Raw genomic sequence first — 15,936 nt, 5'->3', positions numbered from 1 at the left:
TGCCAACGATCGCCAACAACGTCGCGGACAACTACATTCTGATGATCATCGACAACGGGTCTTATGGCTCAACCGGGGATCAGCCGACCTATGCGGGCAAGAAGACCAAGCTTGAAAACGTCGCTGAAGCCTGTGGTTGCGAGAACGTTGTTGTGTGCCAGGACGTTGACGCCGGACCAACGTTGCAGGCGGCAATCGACAGCAAACAAATGACCGTGATCGTGGTGAAGTGCGACAGTGGCAACATCAAACTGCCTGTCATCACAATGGACCCTGTCGTGATCCGCGACCGCTTCATGAAAGCGGTCACGAGTTAAGGTATGAGAAACAGCAACGCGAGGAGAATTTTGAAGTGTTCCTCGCGCGTTGGTGATGCCGCTGTAAGGAAACTAGCATTTTGGTGCTAGCATCCCATATCATGGTCCTAACCAACGAAAAGGGACACTTCTTATGGCTAAGTACAAAAAGAACCCAGATGTCATCGCAGCTCTGACGCCGGAACAGTTCCGCGTAACCCAAGAAAGTGGAACTGAACGCCCTTGGACAGGTGCATATTTGGACAACAAAGACGTCGGGATTTATGTCGATATCGTTTCAGGCGAGCCTTTGTTTGCGTCTTCAGACAAGTACGAATCCGGGTGCGGTTGGCCAAGTTTCACAAAGCCAATTGAGGCCCAAAACATGAACGAGCTAACCGATACGACGCTTGGAATGGTCCGCACGGAAGTGCGCTCAACCCATGGTGATAGTCACCTAGGTCATGTGTTTCCTGACGGTCCTGCTGACCAAGGCGGACTTCGGTATTGCATCAATGGGGCGTCACTTCGTTTCATCGCCAAAGAAGACATGAAAGCCGAAGGGTATGGCAAATACCTAGATCAAGTGGAGGACGTATAATGACAGAACGTGCGGTACTAGCAGGTGGCTGTTTTTGGGGTATGGAAGACCTGATCCGAAAGTTGCCCGGCGTTGAATCAACCCGCGTTGGGTATACCGGTGGCGATATTCCCAACGCGACCTATCGCGATCACGGAACGCATGCAGAAGGTATCGAAATTCTGTTTGATCCTGACGTGATTAGCTATCGTCGAATTCTGGAATTCTTTTTCCAAATTCACGACCCGACAACCGAAAACCGTCAGGGGAATGATCGAGGCATGTCGTATCGTTCTGCGATCTATTATGTTGATGAGAACCAAAAGTCAGTTGCCATTGACACGATCAAGGATGTGGATGCGTCAGGTCTTTGGCCTGGCAAAGTTGTGACTGAACTGGAGCCTGCTTCCGATTTTTGGCAGGCTGAGCCGGAACATCAGGACTATCTGGAACGGATACCAAATGGCTATACATGCCATTTCATTCGACCAGACTGGGTTCTCCCGCGTCGTGCGGCAGAGTAACTAGGCCGTTATGCGAGGACGCCCTCGGGCAGTGACTCGCAAATTCGCTTCAATAAACATTGTTTGAGCCTCGATCTGCGCTTCCCGCAGATCGAGGCTCTCAGTAATGCGAACTTCGTCAACGCCACTTGCCTTCGCTCCATCAATTGCCTGAGATCTGAGCGTTCTACGCAGTTCATCGAGCGCCGTTTCCTTGTCACTGAACTGAACGGGACCGTCAGGCAGGTGCACACGAAACGAGCCTTCGCCACCGCTGGTCACAGAGCCTTCTGCGTGGATCGAGACCTGTCCAACAACAGCACCAATCGCATTCGCAACCCCGCAGTCTTCCGGCAAAATAGTTTCACATCCGAGGCACTCCCCTACAGCGCCATAGTAGGCGTGAGCAGACGCCCCGAGACCTATGACAGGCAGTGCTAATCCAACATTTACCCGCGCAATGTTGGCATGATTGGTAAGACCAACTTGTACGAGAGAATGTTGCGCCAGAGCAGATGCCTGAACCCAGCCTTCATCTGCAAAAGCAGTCTCTAATAAAGCCAAACTCGTCTGCTTTGTAAGTTGTTTAATAATCGCTTGAGCCAACGGTAGTGGTCCGGTCGAAAGCCTGTCACCAGTTCCAATCCGCTGTTTCGCAAGGAGTGTTAGCCCTTTGGTGGCGGCCTCGGCATCCCAATCAGACATTAGGCCCAAAGCATGGCTCGCATCAGATGGCGTTAGGCCCACCAACATTACGAGGCCACGTTGAACCAATCTGGAAAGGGCCGGCTCCTCAATCCGACTTCGAATGGCATCCGCCCTACGCACTGGACCTTTAAGAAGGCGTGAGGCGAGCGCAGACTCCCGTGCGTCCAATCCAATAGGTAAGTCATGAAATTGAGCGACCACGAACTGGATTGCCTCAAGCGGCGGATTCTCCAGTGTTAATGCGTTGTCCAATGCCGGATGTGCAATTTCAGGGTAGTCGATCGCAAACAAAGACAACGGCATCACGCGACGCGGGCCAAGTTGGAGGCTAGGCACCAGGCCCTCAATGATAGAAACGACGCTATCCCCGCCCAAGCCGAACGTCCGCATCGCAACGGCCTCGACCATTGTGCGGTACTTTCCGACCTTGGCGCCCTGGGGATCAATCTTGGGCAATCCGTCCTTTAAGATACAGACATCAGTGGTGGTTCCGCCAATATCGCTGACCAGCGCATTTTGCGCACCCGTTAACCACTGAGCGCCAGCGATACTGGCCGCGGGGCCGCTTAATATCGTTTCAATAGGTCGTTCTCTTGCCAGTTTCGCTGAGATTAGGGCGCCATCGCCGCGTACCACCATCAAACGTGCGTCGATACCGCGAGCTTCGATGTGCTGCTCAGTTGCTGTAATCAACCCGTCAATCAACCCAACGAGGCGAGCATTTAGGACGGCGGTTAACGCACGTTTTGGGCCCCCCAGTGCGGCGCTCAATTCGTGGGAGCATGTCACTGGAACGTTGAGAAATTCACGCGCGGCATCACGTGCAGCGACTTCATGCGCGGAATTGCGTGTAGCGAATCTTGAAGCAATTGCAACGCCGGTAATAGAAACTGATATAGAGTCTAATCCGGCACGAAGCGCGGACAAATTGAGTGGTTGAATTTCTGCACCCGAGTGCGAATGGCCCCCTTCGACAATAACAACAGGGTCTCCGTCTAAGGCATCAGCGAGGTCGGCTTTCTCAAGCTCGGATTCGTCGAACCCAATGAAAATCAACGCAACCCGCCCACCTTGCCCTTCAACAAGCGCATTTGTGGCAAGTGTGGTCGAAAGAGACACCATCGAAATGGCAGTTGCGGGGAGATTGCTGTCTTCAAGAACCGCGTTGATTGCCGCGCCGATTCCCAAGGCAAGGTCTGGGCGAGTTGTCAGCGACTTCGTGCGCGCGACAATTGTGTCAGTTTCGTCATCTAGTAAAACGGCATCTGTGTAGGTGCCACCGGTATCGATTCCCAAAAGGTGCGCCATAGTTCCCTCGTTCGTTTTGACCACGCTACAGTCACGCGAAGTCCGCGCTGTCCCTAGGGCGACACTTCTCAGGTAAACTGCTCGTTACGCTTTAGAAAGAGTCCTTAATTCAATTATCTTCCCACCCGCTGCATTTGCATCCTCAGCATCGTGAGTAACCATCAAGACGGGCAATTCACGCTCACGCGCGGTTTTGAAGACAAGATCCCTCACTTGGGTGCGTAGATCTGCATCGAGGCGGGAGAAAGCTTCATCCAACAGAAGAGCTCTGGGGTTTGACAGGAGCATCCGCATGAGCGCAACGCGTGCTTTTTGACCGCCGGATAACGTTGCTGGATCGCGATCTGCGAAACCCTCAAGATCGACATCACGCAAGCCAGCATCAATTTTCGCCCGCCGCTCGGTCTTGCTTCCGCCGGGCGGCATCCCAAAAGCGAGATTTGCGCCAACTGACATGTGTGGGAAAAGTAGATCATCCTGGAATAGGATTCCAATTGGGCGTGCATGGGGAGGTTTTTGCGTAATATCTGCGCTGTCTAAAAGGATCTGCCCTGTTCCCAAGAAAGCGGACGGGAGGGTACCTGTAATGAAGGAAAGCAAAGTCGATTTACCAACACCTGATGGCCCCATTATCGTGAGGACCTCGCCAGCTTGGATGGTGTGATTTACTTCAATAAGTGGAACGCCGTCTTTCAGAATGCACACGTCTTGCAGGGTTAGACTCTTATTCATGCAGATTTCTCCGGTTGCGCCACAAAAAAGCGGGGACGATTAGGGCAAGGGCAAAGGGTATTAAGGCCGCCAATGTTTGGGCCAACCCATAGACGCCAATTGCACGTCGGTCGCCACCTGACGCCAGCGCGACTGCTTCTGTGGTTAATGTAGAGACGCGGCCTCCGCCTATTAAGAGCGTTGGCAGATACTGGCCGACCGAAACAGAAATTCCAACCGCTGTTGCGATTAGGATTGGGCGCAATAACATCGGTGCGCGTACGCGCCAAAAAACAGCCCAAGGGCGTGCGCCAAGCGCACCGGCGACAATTGCGTTGCGGGTGTCCCAAGCGCGCCAAGGATCACCAAGCGAAAGAAAGACGTAGGGTAGAACAAACACCAAGTGTGCGAGGATAACGGGAATCCGCCCGACATCTGCGCCAACACTCAGGAGGAGTGTTTGAAGGCCGGGTAGAAAAGCAGTTTGAGGGACAAGTAATGGCAAATAGAGCATCCAAAGCCCTCGGCGTGAGAGCGGCCTTCCGCTGCGATGCTCTGCCTCAAGGCAGCCAAGAACTAGCATGAGAGCGAGAAGAACGGCGACGCCGGCGATGAAGAATGTCTCCCCGAACGTTGCGAAGGCATTCGGCCCATGCTTTCCCCAAGTCCGCATCGTGAATCCATCAGGTAGAACATTCGGAAAACTCCAGAACGCGGCGAAAGACCAAATCAACAGGCTGGCGAGGCCGAAGAAAACAGCGAATGCCGAAACAGAGCCTAACCCAAGGGAAAGCACCCGAACTGATGTGTCACGCAATCCTCGATTCCCAGACATGATCCAGCGATTTCCAAGGCGCGCTACAAGTCGTTCCCCTAGCCACCAAAAGCACAACGCTCCGATGACAAGAGCGAGCTGAAAGAGGGCGGCAGCGGCACCAGTTAGTCGCATCGAAAGGTCAGGGTCGCTCATCCATTTCACAATCTGGACGGATAAGGTTGGTGGCGTTGAAGGGCCAAGAATGAGGGCGACGTCAACGACGCTCATTGAGTAAGCGATGACGACATAAACAGGGAGACGGATTTGGCTATAAACGCGCGGGAAAACCGTTTTCAGCCATCCGCTCACCCTCCCATATCCTAAGGATTGCGCGACAAGGAGAGATCGCCGTGGTTGTGCCTGTCCAATCGCGGCGATTGTCATGAGCAAAAGGAAAGGGACTTCCTTTACGACCAGACCCGCGATCATTGCGAGGCCGAGCGGGTCTTGCACAATCAAGAGGTCCGGCGGCCTATCCCAGCCTGTTAACGCGGGCGAAAGGAGGCGCGAAACCCAACCAGAAGGCGCAATTAGAAACGCGAGACCAAATGCCGCTGCCGCATGCGGAACAGACAAGAGCGGGGAGAGCAGACGTTCGAGGATCCGAAAGGCTTTGGTACCCGACCAGCTGGCCGCAATGAGGGCGACAATACCTAGTGAGAGTGCTGTAGCGATCAGCCCTGTCGTAACAGATAAGCGTGCAGCGTCAGTGAGGCCGCCCCACGCGAACAAGCTACGAAAAGGGTCTAAGGATGGGCCGAAAAGACCGGCAGAAGGCAAATGCCCGAACGCAGGTAGCAACGTTCCCCAGAGTCCCGCGACAACGGGCCCAAGCATTGCAAGCAAAGTTAGTGCGGGCAGGAACCGGAGCATGTTCAACGATTCCTGCCGTCAGCTTATTGCCCAGCGCCGTAGCGTTCGGCCCAGTCATCCGCAATGCGCGTCATCCAGCTTGGGTGCGGTTCTGCCTGAACAGAGCCTAATTCAGCAGGTGACAAGGTCGCGATGCCAAGCTCGAGTGCATCAAATGCCGCGCGGTCATCAGCTGTAAGTGCATCCATGTTCAGCACGGTTCCGTAACCCAGTACATTTGGATCTTGAGCGCGTGCTTGCGCCTCAGGTGACATCAAGAAGTTTGCAACAACCATCGCACCGGCGGCCGACCCCGAGTTGTAGGGGACCGCCACGAAAGACGCGTTGCCAATTGTACCTTTGTCGAGAACGAAGGTGCGCACCGTGTCGGGCAGTTCAAAGTTCGCGATGGCGGTGGATGCAGCACCGGGGCTGAACGAAATGGACAGATCCAATTCACCATCTGCAATCAGTGGGAACATCGCAGTGCCCGTTGCAGGGTACGCGCGCCCTTCACGCCACAAGTGCGGTGTCAGCGCGTCGAGGTAGGCCCACAACGGTGCCGTTACTTCGCCGTAGTTTTCATCTGTCGCTTCTTCCTGCAAAACTGACGGGTCGTCTAGAATATCAACCAGCGCCTGTTTCAAGAATGTTGTTCCGAGGAAATCCGGCGGCTGCGGGTAGCTGAACCGACCTGGGTTAGCTTGCGCCCATTCCAACAGCGCATCCATTGATCCCAGCGAGTCCGGCATCGTCGCGGTGTTGTGCACGAACACAACCTGCGCCATTGCCCATGGGGATTCGTATCCCTCAACCGGAACTGTAAAGTCAGTTTGGACGGTCTTGCCTTCGCTATCCACAACCGCCCAGTTTGGCAGCTGTTCGGCAAACGGCCCGAACAACAGATCAGCCTCTTTCATAGCTGCGAAGTTGGATCCGTTGATCCAGATCATGTCGATCGCTCCGTCGTCGTCTTCGCCAGCTTGCTTTTCGCTTAGCACACGGGTCACGGCATCGGCTGTGTCCGTGAGTTTTACATGCTCAAGTGTCACGCCGTAATCTTCCATAACACGGTCACCGACCCATGCGATGAAGTCGTTTGTCGTGGTCGATCCACCCCAAGCGTTCCAATAGACGGTTTGGCCTTTGGCCTCCGCAGTAACCGCGTCCCAATCAGCCGGGTCAGGGTTGGCGAATGCAAACGTGGGGGCCGCAAGCGCGGCTACCAAAGCGAGATATTTCATTAGTCTTCCTTCATTGTAAAAACCCGCCGAGCGGCGAAGAGGCGAAGTGTTGCGGTGGCAAAGCACAGCAATCCGAAAATCCATGCGAGAACCGCGAAGGATGTCGGGAAGAGGCAAAGTAGGACAAAGAACACGATGGTTTCTGTGCCTTCCAATAGCCCGTTGGAGAAGTAGAGAGATTTCACGCCTTGCGCAGATGTTTCTAGCCCACGTTTTTCCGCAAGGATCGCGTAGCCCAGAAAGCTGGTTCCGTTGAAATAGAAGCTCATCAACAAGAACGCGCCAGCGATGGCGTTTGCAGACGGGTCCAGCACCACGAACGCAAATGGAATAGCTCCGTAAAACAGAAAATCGCACGCAATATCGAGGTAGCCCCCGAAGTCTGTGGTTTTAGACGCTCGCGCGACAGCGCCGTCCAACCCATCAGCAATCCGAGACGCGAGTAGCGGGACAAGCGCGATAAGCGGCAGCCCTACGGCGATCATCATGGCAGCAACGATACCAAGCGCGAGCCCCACCAGAGTTACGCCATCTGCTGTTACGCCACGCGCCGCCAAGGTCTTACCCAACGCATTCAGCGGTGGGTCGATCAATTTACGTGCGGTTGCGTCAAGCATTGGGCCTCTCAAGTGTTTAAAGAGAGTTGTGACCTATGCGTTCTGTTCACACAATCGCCCTGACACGAATGTGACCAATAGGAGAGGCTTGAAATAAACTGGGCCGCGCAATGCGCAGCCCAATTTCTGAATTGTATTCGGCGCGCGTTCTTCGAACGCTTATTCAGCCGCCGAGAATGTCGCGAGGAATGCGTACATATCGAGAGCGTCCTGCTCGTTACGAACGCGGTACGCCATCTTGCTGCGCGCGCGATCGTTTTCAAGTACTTCTCGAAGCCATGTAGTCGGATCTTGGACGTAGCTCGCGAATGCTTCTTCGGTCCAGACAGCACCACCTTCACCCAATTCTACGATGGAATCGCCATACCGAAAACCTTCGACTGCGCCGAGCTGACGCCCTGCGATACCGTAAAGGTTCGGGCCGGTACGAGCGTTGCGACCAGCGAGGACTTCACCGTCAGCATCGGCTACGATGTGGCAAGCAACACACTGACGGTTGAACTGTTGTTCACCAGCTTCAGCATCACCTGTAGCCGCGTGGCCATCAGCAAAAACTGGTGTTGAAAGAAGCGCCGCTGCTGCGGCGAGAATAAATTTGGACATAGGAATCTCCCTAGCGTCTAATGAAAGCGGCACCTGCCGCTGTGAGGCGGAAACTAACCCTTTCGGCAGTACCGTCCAGCGGAATAAGCGTTGGATCGCTGATATGCGATAACATGCCGCGCTCAGTCCTTTCGTGGTTTTGCTTGCAGAACGCGGCGTGCATGAGGGAAAGACTTGATGCATACATACGTCGAATGACCCATATGACAACTTCAGTGGGCCTGCTAAGAGCAAAATGACAGTGGAACAGTGCCAGATGACGATGATTCCAGCATGGATTGACGGACTTCTAACTCCTGTAGAAAAACTGGAAGCCCATCAAAAAGGCATCCGGCATAAAGCTGTGTCTGTCTTCGTGATGGATGGCACGTCTGTTCTGACCCAACGTCGTGCTCTGTCGAAATACCACACACCCGGACTGTGGGCGAATACCTGCTGCACGCACCCACACTGGGACGAAGACCCAGAGGTTTGCGCCGTGCGTCGGCTTAAGGATGAACTTGGGATCGAAGGGTTGATACCTACGTATCGAGATCAGATCGAGTATCGTGCAGACGTTGGCGGCGGGTTGATCGAACACGAGGTCGTTGATCTGTTCGTTGCGCAAACAGACAAGAATACCCTTGGACTGAACCTAAACCCGGACGAAGTCGCTGAAACCCGTTGGGTCGATATCTACGACCTCGCGATGCAAGTTACCCGCGAACCCAATCAGTTCACCCCGTGGTTAAAGATTTACTTGGCTGACCATTTGGATCTTGTGATCACGACCTAACACTACGTTATGAAGATGCGCCGCGGGCCAACATCCAAGCGTCCAGCGCTTCGATTTGTTCGGTCGACATGCGAAGCCCAAGCTTATTTCGCCGCCAAACGATATCATCGGCGCGGCGGGCAAATTCTTTCTCCATGAGCCAGACAACTTCAGCTTCATGAAGCGTCGCGCTGAAGTCTTTACCGAGGTCTTGCACGCTGGTGGCGCGCGCCAAAATTAAACGTGCGTCGGTTCCGTAAGCGCGTACCATGCGTCTTGCCCAACGGTCATCGAGGAAGGCGAACTCTGCCTTAAGAGTGTCGATTAGCGCTTCAACACCATCAACAGGAAAGTCCCCACCGGGCAATGCGACGCCCGCTGTCCAATCATCCGGTAGATTTTCGAAGTAGGGACGGATCTTGTCCAAGGCTCCCTCCGCGAGGCGACGGTAGGTTGTGATTTTACCGCCAAAAATGTTCAGGATCGGCGCACCGCCCTCACTGTCGACTTTCAGGATGTAGTCACGGGTCGCAGCCGTCGCGCTTTTGGCGCCATCGTCATAAAGCGGCCGCACACCGGAGTAGGTCCAGACAACGTCGTCTGTCGTAATGTCTTGCTTGAAATACTGGTTCGCAAACGCAACGAGGTAGGCACGTTCTTCGTCCGAACAAACGGGCGCTTCATCAGGGTTCTCATGTTCGGCCTCAGTCGTGCCGATTAAGGTAAAGTCCGTCTCATAGGGGATCGCGAAAATGATCCGCCCGTCTGTACCCTGAAAGAAATAGCTTTTGTCATGGGTGAAACGCCGCTTCGTGACGATGTGTGATCCACGAACCAAACGCACGTCTTCGACCGAATTCAACCGAACCTTTTGCTGAATGATGTCGCCCACCCAAGGGCCGGCGGCATTGACCAGCATCTTCGTGCGAATAGTAGTCTCTTCGCCGGTATCTTGGTCGCGCAGTTGAACCACCCAGTGGTCATCATGACGAATGGAAGAGACGACCTTGGTGCGAACCATGATCGACGCGCCACGGTTTTCCGCGTCACGGGCATTCAAGACAACAAGGCGCGAATCTTCTACCCAGCAGTCAGAATATTCAAAGGCCTTTTCAAACCGGTCTTCGATATCTTCACCTTCGGGCGCTGTAGTTAGGTCGAGGGTCGACGTGCTTGGCAAAATTTGTCGCCCGCCAAGATTGTCATACAAAAATAGACCAAGACGAATTAGCCAAGCTGGTCGGCGGCCCTTCATCCACGGCATCACGATGTTCAGAACCTTTGACGTTGGGGTCGACCCCTCAAAACGCATGTCCTTTTGATAGGGTAATACGAATCGCATTGGCCAGCTGATGTGGGGCATGGCCCGTAGCAAAGTCTCGCGTTCGACCAATGCCTTTCGGACCAGGTTCACTTCGAAGTACTCAAGGTAGCGCAACCCGCCGTGGAACATCTTCGTGGATGCACTTGATGTAGCGGATGCGAGGTCATTCATCTCGGCCAAACCGACATTTAGTCCGCGCCCTGAAGCGTCCCGCGCGATGCCGCAGCCGTTTATACCGCCGCCAATAATAAAAAGGTCGTAGTCCAATTGTACTTCCGACATTTCAGCCATCCATCGTAGTGATTTGTGGGTAGTCTCTACCAGAATTCAGAAAAGAAAAAGAACGAACTTCGTTTGTGTTCGTTTGTGGTAAAACCGAACATTTCATGCTAGCGAATGGCTATGAGTTTTAGACATTCACAAATCTTGGATCGTGCGCGACAGGACGGAAAAGTTTCCGTTGAAGGCCTCGCCGGCGCGTTTGATGTTACGCTTCAGACCATTCGTCGGGATCTGAGGGAGCTAACTGAGCAGGGGCGGCTTGTTCGAGTCCATGGTGGAGCGGTTTTGCCTTCGGGATTAACGAACATTCGGTACGAAGAACGTCGGCGATTAAACGATGATGCAAAGGCGCGAATCGGGATCGCCTGTGCAGCTGGAATCCAGAACGGTACATCCATATTCTTGGGAATTGGAACGACTTGCGAAGCAATTGCACGTGCACTCGTCCATCATGACGGATTAATGGTTGTCACAAACAACCTAAACGCTGTCCCAATCCTGTCGAATAACAGACACTGCAAAGTCATCGTGACAGGCGGGAATGTACGACCTTCGGATGCGGGCCTTATCGGGGCGCAAGCTGCAACTTCGGTACGGCAGTTCAAGCTTGATACAGCAATTATCGGGTGCTCAGCCTTGGATGAAAACGGCGGGATCTATGACTACGACCTTGACGAAGTAATCGTCAGCCAAGCTGCCATTGAAAGCAGTCACACGACGATCCTCGCCGCAGATCATTCAAAGTTCGAACGCAAGGCCCCAGCAAGAATTGCAGCAATCTCTGATCTCTCGGTCTTTTGTACTGACAAAGAACCTAGATTCGCACCTTCAATGAAATTGAACAGGCCCATCATTGCATGACTGCTACCAATTGAACGCTGGCGCGATCTCTCTGTGTGCCAGCGTCATGATATCCGAAACATGAACCATTGGTGACAAGTCGACGTCGCTTCGACCTTGCTCCACAAGTGCCGTCATACGCGCATAGAGTGCCGGATACTCACCGAGATCGCCTACGGATTTCTCTTCGCAATCTACAACGCATCGATTGCCACCTTCCTTAAGGTGCACGACCATCCCATCCGTGGTCGTATACGTCTGCTCCCACGTTTGATCACCTTCCTTAAGCCAGTCAAACGAAGCAGTGATGCTTCCGGTAAATTCCACCTCTGCGCGAATAGGTGTCTGGCGATTGCTAGGCGTGTGTAGTCTAGCCGAGTTAAGATGAACGGGCGAAGGTAATACCTCAGTCATAACCGATAGTGCGTTAATACCGGGATCAAGCACACCCATGCCTCCAGGTTCAAAAACCCAATCTTGGTTCGGGTGCCATTGGCGTACGTTTTCTTTCCAATTGATGTGGCCCTTCGCAACAGTTTTACCAGCCAAAGCGTTCTTCGCAGCCTGTACGCCCTTCGCCATACGACTGTGCCATGTCGCAAATAGGGTAACGCCAGCATCCCGCGCAATTCTCTCTAACTCGTAGACTTCAGCCAAAGTTGCACCGGGAGGCTTCTCCAGCATCACATGCCGCCCGGCCCGCAAACAGGCGGCGGCATACTCAAACCTTGGAGCCGGGGGCAAACAGAGACTCACGACACCAACATCGAGGTTTTCGGCAAGCATAGTGTCTAAGCAAGTGTAGGACGGTACTCCGTTAACTGTTCCAGAACGGCTTACAGTCGCCGCGATTTCCCAATCACTTGACGTAGCCATAGACGGTACATGTTGATCAACGGCGATCTTGCCAATTCCTACCAAGGCGATCTTCATCAGTGGGACTCTCGCGCCACGTCATTACCACGCCGTCCAACGAGAAAATCAAAATCCGCACCCTCATCGGCGCGGTTTACCTTGTCGTGGTATAGTTGCGCATAACCACTTGCAGGCCGCTGAACTGGGGGTACCCACTCGGTCAAACGCGCTGCGAGTTCGTCGTCAGTTATGTCGAGGTGAATGCGGCGTTCAGCGACGTTAAGTTCGATCATGTCACCTGATCGTACGACCGCAAGCGGGCCACCGGCAGCAGCTTCCGGCGCAGTATGCAGAACAACTGTTCCGTAGGCCGTGCCAGACATACGTGCGTCTGAAATCCGAACCATGTCGCGAACACCTGCCTTCAAAAGTTTGGCAGGCAACGCCATATCGCCAACTTCGGCCATGCCCGGGTACCCTTTGGGGCCGCAGTTCTTCAGAACCATGATGCAGGTTTCATCGATGTCGAGATCATCGAGATCAACGCGTGCTTTGTAGTCGTCGATATCTTCAAAAACGACAGCACGACCGCTATGTTCCATCAGTTCTGGGGTCGCAGCAGAAGGTTTGATAATCGCACCGTTCGGAGCAAGGTTTCCGCGTAGTACTGCGATCCCACCCGATTTTCGCAAAGCTTTTTCAGTTGGAACAATCACATCGTCATTCCAGTTCTGAACGTCCTTCACCTCGTCCCAAATCGATCCGCCGCTCACAGTCAGGGCATCCTTGTGAAGTATTCCCATTTCACCAAGGCGCTTAATTACAACGGGAAGTCCACCAGCATAAAAGAATTCCTCCATCAGCCATTTACCTGACGGGAGCAGGTTCACGATTGTCGGGACGTCCTTGCCGCAGCGATCCCAATCTTCAAGGGAAAGGGGTACTTCGCAACGACCTGCGAGCGCTTGAAGGTGAACCACAGCGTTGGTCGAACCACCAATCGCACCATTCGTACGGATCGCGTTTTCAAACGCTTTCTTGGTCATAATGTCGGATGGCTTCAAATCGTCTTTGACCATCTGAACGATACGTCGACCCGTCAGTTGGCTCATCATACGGCGGCGACTATCCACCGCTGGAATTGCGGCGTTGCCAGAGAGTGCCATCCCCAACGCTTCGGCCATACTTGCCATCGTCGACGCGGTACCCATAGTATTACAGCCGCCTGCGCTGCGAGACATAGATGCCTCAGCTTCAACGAACTCCTCCGGAGACATCTCGCCAGCTTTCACCGCCTCGTTGAATCGTCGAATGTGGGTGCCAGAGCCAACCCGCTCGCCACGGAAATGACCGTTCAACATCGGCCCACCAGAAACAACGATCGCCGGCAAATCGACAGAGGCCGCGCCCATCAAAAGGGCGGGGGTGGTTTTATCGCAGCCCGCCATGAGTACGACGCCATCGACCGGTTTACCTCGTAAGGCCTCTTCGACATCCATTGCACATAGGTTGCGAAACATCATCGCCGTTGGGCGAAGCGCGGATTCCGATGGGCTAAAGACAGGGAACTCGACAGGGAAACCGCCCGCCTCCCAGACGCCGTTCTTCACCTTCTCGGCAAGTTCACGCAAGTGCCCGTTGCACGGCGTTAGGTCCGACCATGTATTGCAAATTCCGATAACAGGGCGGCCATCGAACAAGTCATCCGGATACCCTTGGTTCTTCATCCAGCCACGGTGATAAATCGCATCTTTGCCAGTTCCACCGAACCACTTTTGTGAACGCAACTTGCGTGGCCATTTGGCGGGTTTGAAAGTCATCGCGCTGCCTCCGTATGTGAGGCAATAGGTTTCACCCCTCAAATCAGAAAGCGCAAGGGTCCGAAATGAAACCACCGACAGCGCTGTTGCTTAACCTCGCATGGCTGAACCGTCCGGGTCGTAGGGTGATGGCGCAAGTACCTTCGCGTTTCGTTCGATGCCGACAACATGAACGGAGAATTCGGTGCCCAGTTCGGCATAAGCCTTGTCGGCCATCACCATCGCGATCGACTGCTTTAACGTGTGGCCATATGGTCTTCGAACCAACGCTTATGCCATTCACGCAAGTAGTAGCGCCCAGCAGGGAGCTGTTCGTTCGGGTACGACATCACAAAGCGACGAGAATAGAATTGGCCAGCCGTTTGCTTGATGTACTCTTTGTTCGACTGATGCGCGATGTCCATAGACCGGGTATCAGTCTCTGTATCGCCATAAATCAACCATTCCGTGAGAGTTTTGCCAACTCCGCCACCCTGAAGAAAACCAGCCATAACGCCACAGGCGAGCCAGTAATTTGGCACCGATTGCACTGGCCCAACCAGAAGGTTTCCATCTGGTGAGAAGGTGAATGCGCCGTTGACCCAGTTAGAAATGCCAACATCGTTCAAACAAGGATAGCGCTCAAACGCTAGATACCGGATTCTTCTTCAACTTCTGAAAGCAAGTCAATCGTGTATGCCTACAAAGAGTTCATGTTAGGGTCTGCATTCAGCGCATTGCGCTCGATTAATGCGACGTCAGTCCACCCGAATTTCGCGAGGTGATACAGAACGGATGCGCCGACGCCGCCGCCTCCAATTGCAACGACGCGGTACTAGTCTTTCATGGCGGATCCTCAGGTTAACGACTTTTTCAACAGAACCAGCGAAGCAATTTTCTGTCTAGTGTCGTCTGGACATCATATGTCGCCACAGTTTTTCCTAGCTCGCGCTGCTTTGTTGTCACGCGGGCAAGTTATTGCAGCATTGGTTTTGACTTGTGGGGGGCTTTACGATTCTATCCCCTAAAAAGAGTATTATTGGAGACGGCGATGCGGTTGTCAGTGGCATTTGAGAACACAAAAGACACTCCTGAGGGACGTGGTCCTGTACAAGTGGGCTGGTTCCTCAGCGATAAAAAAGGTGGCATAATTTATGATGCACCTGAGCGTGTCCGGTCTGTTGAGGTGAACCGCGAACATGCAAAGTCTGCATCTCGCTGCCCTGCCGTTATCAACATGGAAAGCAGATACTTCATGGTGAAGTGTCCTTTTGATATCCACATCGGCTTTGCGCGTGACGATAAGGGTAAGCCTGTATTGCGAAACCTAGCGGGAACGCAGTCCAACATCCGTGCAAGCAAACTTGGCGATAAGCTACACATCACGTCCGAGGTCGAATGGCGCACAAAGGGCGTCCCGACGATTCAGCTTTCGCTGCCATATGTCTTCATCTCAGACGAGCCGGTCTACATGAGTCAAGTAAGCCCGTTCATGCATTACACCAAAGACCCGCTTCCCGGCACGATCTTTGGTGGCCGTTTCCCGATCAATGTCTGGCCGCGTCCGTTGATGTGGGCGTTTGAATGGCACGAGCCAGACAAACCGATCAAAATCAAACGCGGCGATCCTTTGTTTTACGCTGGGTTTGAAACGCAGTCTCCCGAACGTAGCATCGTTGTGACTGAGACTGAGGTCACGCCGGAACTGAACGACTACATGGAAATGATCTCTGGCGCGGTGAATTACGTAAACCAGACATTCTCGCTGTTTGAGGCCGCTGAAGAGAGGCGGCCAGACACGCTGCTCAAGCCAATCACACGTAAGCGAAGCAAGGCCTAATCC

The 15,936-nt window shown here is 53.6% G+C and carries 18 protein-coding genes; 6 read left to right on the top strand and 12 right to left on the bottom strand.

Annotated features, from left to right (window positions below; genetic code table 11):
- From OCA8868_RS11805 to msrA, 3 genes are all read left to right on the top strand, one after another.
- The coding region (locus OCA8868_RS11805; protein ID WP_245848201.1) for a thiamine pyrophosphate-dependent enzyme at positions 1-317 on the top strand (317 nt) is incomplete at its 5' end.
- Between the two features lie 133 nt (positions 318-450).
- Positions 451-897, top strand: a complete 447-nt coding sequence (gene msrB / locus OCA8868_RS11800; RefSeq protein WP_093996754.1) for a peptide-methionine (R)-S-oxide reductase MsrB — start codon at positions 451-453, stop codon at positions 895-897.
- Positions 897-1,400 (top strand): peptide-methionine (S)-S-oxide reductase MsrA, encoded by a 504-nt coding sequence (gene msrA, locus OCA8868_RS11795; protein WP_093996753.1) that lies wholly within the window; start codon positions 897-899, stop codon positions 1,398-1,400. Before msrB ends, msrA begins: the two co-directional genes overlap by 1 nt.
- Here the strand turns inward: msrA and OCA8868_RS11790 are convergent, their stop codons facing one another.
- The 6 genes from OCA8868_RS11790 to OCA8868_RS11765 form a co-directional block, all read right to left on the bottom strand.
- Complete coding sequence (locus OCA8868_RS11790) at positions 1,401-3,395, bottom strand: hydantoinase/oxoprolinase N-terminal domain-containing protein (RefSeq protein ID WP_093996752.1); 1,995 nt, start codon at positions 3,393-3,395, stop codon at positions 1,401-1,403.
- 84 nt (positions 3,396-3,479) lie between these two features.
- Positions 3,480-4,127, bottom strand: coding sequence for an ATP-binding cassette domain-containing protein (locus OCA8868_RS11785; RefSeq protein WP_093996751.1), 648 nt, complete (start codon positions 4,125-4,127; stop codon positions 3,480-3,482).
- Entirely contained in the window at positions 4,120-5,796 is a 1,677-nt protein-coding gene (locus tag OCA8868_RS11780; protein ID WP_093996750.1) for an ABC transporter permease, read from the bottom strand. The genes OCA8868_RS11785 and OCA8868_RS11780 overlap by 8 nt, the downstream gene beginning before the upstream one ends.
- 23 nt (positions 5,797-5,819) lie before the next feature.
- On the bottom strand, positions 5,820-7,019 hold the full coding sequence (locus OCA8868_RS11775) for an ABC transporter substrate-binding protein (RefSeq protein ID WP_093996749.1): 1,200 nt from the start codon (positions 7,017-7,019) through the stop codon (positions 5,820-5,822).
- Complete coding sequence (locus OCA8868_RS11770) at positions 7,019-7,636, bottom strand: CDP-alcohol phosphatidyltransferase family protein (protein ID WP_093996748.1); 618 nt, start codon at positions 7,634-7,636, stop codon at positions 7,019-7,021. Before OCA8868_RS11770 ends, OCA8868_RS11775 begins: the two co-directional genes overlap by 1 nt.
- A gap of 159 nt (positions 7,637-7,795) precedes the next feature.
- A complete protein-coding gene (locus OCA8868_RS11765) occupies positions 7,796-8,239 on the bottom strand; it encodes a c-type cytochrome (protein WP_093996747.1) in 444 nt (147 codons plus the stop codon).
- A gap of 235 nt (positions 8,240-8,474) precedes the next feature.
- On the opposite strand from OCA8868_RS11765, the gene idi reads away from it, so the two are divergent.
- Entirely contained in the window at positions 8,475-9,014 is a 540-nt protein-coding gene (idi, locus tag OCA8868_RS11760) for an isopentenyl-diphosphate Delta-isomerase (RefSeq protein ID WP_245848200.1), read from the top strand.
- Positions 9,015-9,021: 7 nt separating this feature from the next.
- Here idi and glpD read toward each other — a convergent pair whose 3' ends face one another.
- Entirely contained in the window at positions 9,022-10,599 is a 1,578-nt protein-coding gene (gene glpD, locus OCA8868_RS11755; protein WP_093996801.1) for a glycerol-3-phosphate dehydrogenase, read from the bottom strand.
- A gap of 120 nt (positions 10,600-10,719) precedes the next feature.
- Here glpD and OCA8868_RS11750 point away from each other — a divergent pair, with 120 nt between their 5' ends.
- On the top strand, positions 10,720-11,460 hold the full coding sequence (locus OCA8868_RS11750) for a DeoR/GlpR family DNA-binding transcription regulator (protein ID WP_179214847.1): 741 nt from the start codon (positions 10,720-10,722) through the stop codon (positions 11,458-11,460).
- Positions 11,461-11,463: 3 nt separating this feature from the next.
- Here the strand turns inward: OCA8868_RS11750 and OCA8868_RS11745 are convergent, their stop codons facing one another.
- The 5 genes from OCA8868_RS11745 to OCA8868_RS16810 all read right to left on the bottom strand — a co-directional run bounded on the left by OCA8868_RS11745 (position 11,464) and on the right by OCA8868_RS16810 (position 14,913).
- Positions 11,464-12,372 carry a Gfo/Idh/MocA family protein gene (locus tag OCA8868_RS11745; protein ID WP_093996745.1) on the bottom strand — a complete coding sequence of 303 codons (909 nt, stop codon included), beginning with the start codon at positions 12,370-12,372 and terminating at the stop codon, positions 11,464-11,466.
- Positions 12,372-14,114, bottom strand: a complete 1,743-nt coding sequence (gene araD / locus OCA8868_RS11740; protein WP_093996744.1) for an L-arabinonate dehydratase — start codon at positions 14,112-14,114, stop codon at positions 12,372-12,374. Before araD ends, OCA8868_RS11745 begins: the two co-directional genes overlap by 1 nt.
- A 90-nt stretch (positions 14,115-14,204) precedes the next feature.
- The gene (locus tag OCA8868_RS17035; protein ID WP_370738000.1) at positions 14,205-14,330 is read right to left on the bottom strand and encodes a hypothetical protein; all 126 of its coding nucleotides are present in this window, start codon (positions 14,328-14,330) and stop codon (positions 14,205-14,207) included.
- A gap of 20 nt (positions 14,331-14,350) precedes the next feature.
- Complete coding sequence (locus OCA8868_RS16815) at positions 14,351-14,722, bottom strand: hypothetical protein (protein WP_245848198.1); 372 nt, start codon at positions 14,720-14,722, stop codon at positions 14,351-14,353.
- 71 nt (positions 14,723-14,793) lie between these two features.
- Positions 14,794-14,913, bottom strand: a complete 120-nt coding sequence (locus OCA8868_RS16810; RefSeq protein WP_370737999.1) for a hypothetical protein — start codon at positions 14,911-14,913, stop codon at positions 14,794-14,796.
- Between the two features lie 231 nt (positions 14,914-15,144).
- Here OCA8868_RS16810 and OCA8868_RS11730 point away from each other — a divergent pair, with 231 nt between their 5' ends.
- Positions 15,145-15,933 carry a hypothetical protein gene (locus OCA8868_RS11730; protein ID WP_093996743.1) on the top strand — a complete coding sequence of 263 codons (789 nt, stop codon included), beginning with the start codon at positions 15,145-15,147 and terminating at the stop codon, positions 15,931-15,933.
- Positions 15,934-15,936 lie beyond the last annotated feature (3 nt).

The sequence above is a fragment of the Octadecabacter ascidiaceicola genome (genome assembly GCF_900185015.1).
GTDB lineage: Bacteria > Pseudomonadota > Alphaproteobacteria > Rhodobacterales > Rhodobacteraceae > Octadecabacter > Octadecabacter ascidiaceicola.
The sequence above is the reverse complement of the archived record's forward strand: the minus strand, read 5'-3'. Positions and strand labels throughout refer to the sequence as shown.

What these genes read in the sequence shown, in the direction of transcription:
- msrB (WP_093996754.1), top strand. Translation starts at nt 451, where the DNA reads ATGGCTAAGTACAAAAAGAACCCAGATGTCATCGCAGCTCTGACGCCG.
- araD (WP_093996744.1), bottom strand. Translation starts at nt 14,114, where the DNA reads ATGACTTTCAAACCCGCCAAATGGCCACGCAAGTTGCGTTCACAAAAG.
- OCA8868_RS11780 (WP_093996750.1), bottom strand. Translation starts at nt 5,796, where the DNA reads ATGCTCCGGTTCCTGCCCGCACTAACTTTGCTTGCAATGCTTGGGCCC.
- OCA8868_RS11775 (WP_093996749.1), bottom strand. Translation starts at nt 7,019, where the DNA reads ATGAAATATCTCGCTTTGGTAGCCGCGCTTGCGGCCCCCACGTTTGCA.
- idi (WP_245848200.1), top strand. Translation starts at nt 8,475, where the DNA reads ATGACAGTGGAACAGTGCCAGATGACGATGATTCCAGCATGGATTGAC.
- OCA8868_RS11750 (WP_179214847.1), top strand. Translation starts at nt 10,720, where the DNA reads ATGAGTTTTAGACATTCACAAATCTTGGATCGTGCGCGACAGGACGGA.
- msrA (WP_093996753.1), top strand. Translation starts at nt 897, where the DNA reads ATGACAGAACGTGCGGTACTAGCAGGTGGCTGTTTTTGGGGTATGGAA.
- OCA8868_RS11790 (WP_093996752.1), bottom strand. Translation starts at nt 3,395, where the DNA reads ATGGCGCACCTTTTGGGAATCGATACCGGTGGCACCTACACAGATGCC.
- glpD (WP_093996801.1), bottom strand. Translation starts at nt 10,599, where the DNA reads ATGTCGGAAGTACAATTGGACTACGACCTTTTTATTATTGGCGGCGGT.
- OCA8868_RS11730 (WP_093996743.1), top strand. Translation starts at nt 15,145, where the DNA reads ATGCGGTTGTCAGTGGCATTTGAGAACACAAAAGACACTCCTGAGGGA.
- OCA8868_RS11785 (WP_093996751.1), bottom strand. Translation starts at nt 4,127, where the DNA reads ATGAATAAGAGTCTAACCCTGCAAGACGTGTGCATTCTGAAAGACGGC.
- OCA8868_RS11745 (WP_093996745.1), bottom strand. Translation starts at nt 12,372, where the DNA reads ATGAAGATCGCCTTGGTAGGAATTGGCAAGATCGCCGTTGATCAACAT.
- OCA8868_RS11770 (WP_093996748.1), bottom strand. Translation starts at nt 7,636, where the DNA reads ATGCTTGACGCAACCGCACGTAAATTGATCGACCCACCGCTGAATGCG.
- OCA8868_RS11765 (WP_093996747.1), bottom strand. Translation starts at nt 8,239, where the DNA reads ATGTCCAAATTTATTCTCGCCGCAGCAGCGGCGCTTCTTTCAACACCA.
- OCA8868_RS17035 (WP_370738000.1), bottom strand. Translation starts at nt 14,330, where the DNA reads ATGGCCGACAAGGCTTATGCCGAACTGGGCACCGAATTCTCCGTTCAT.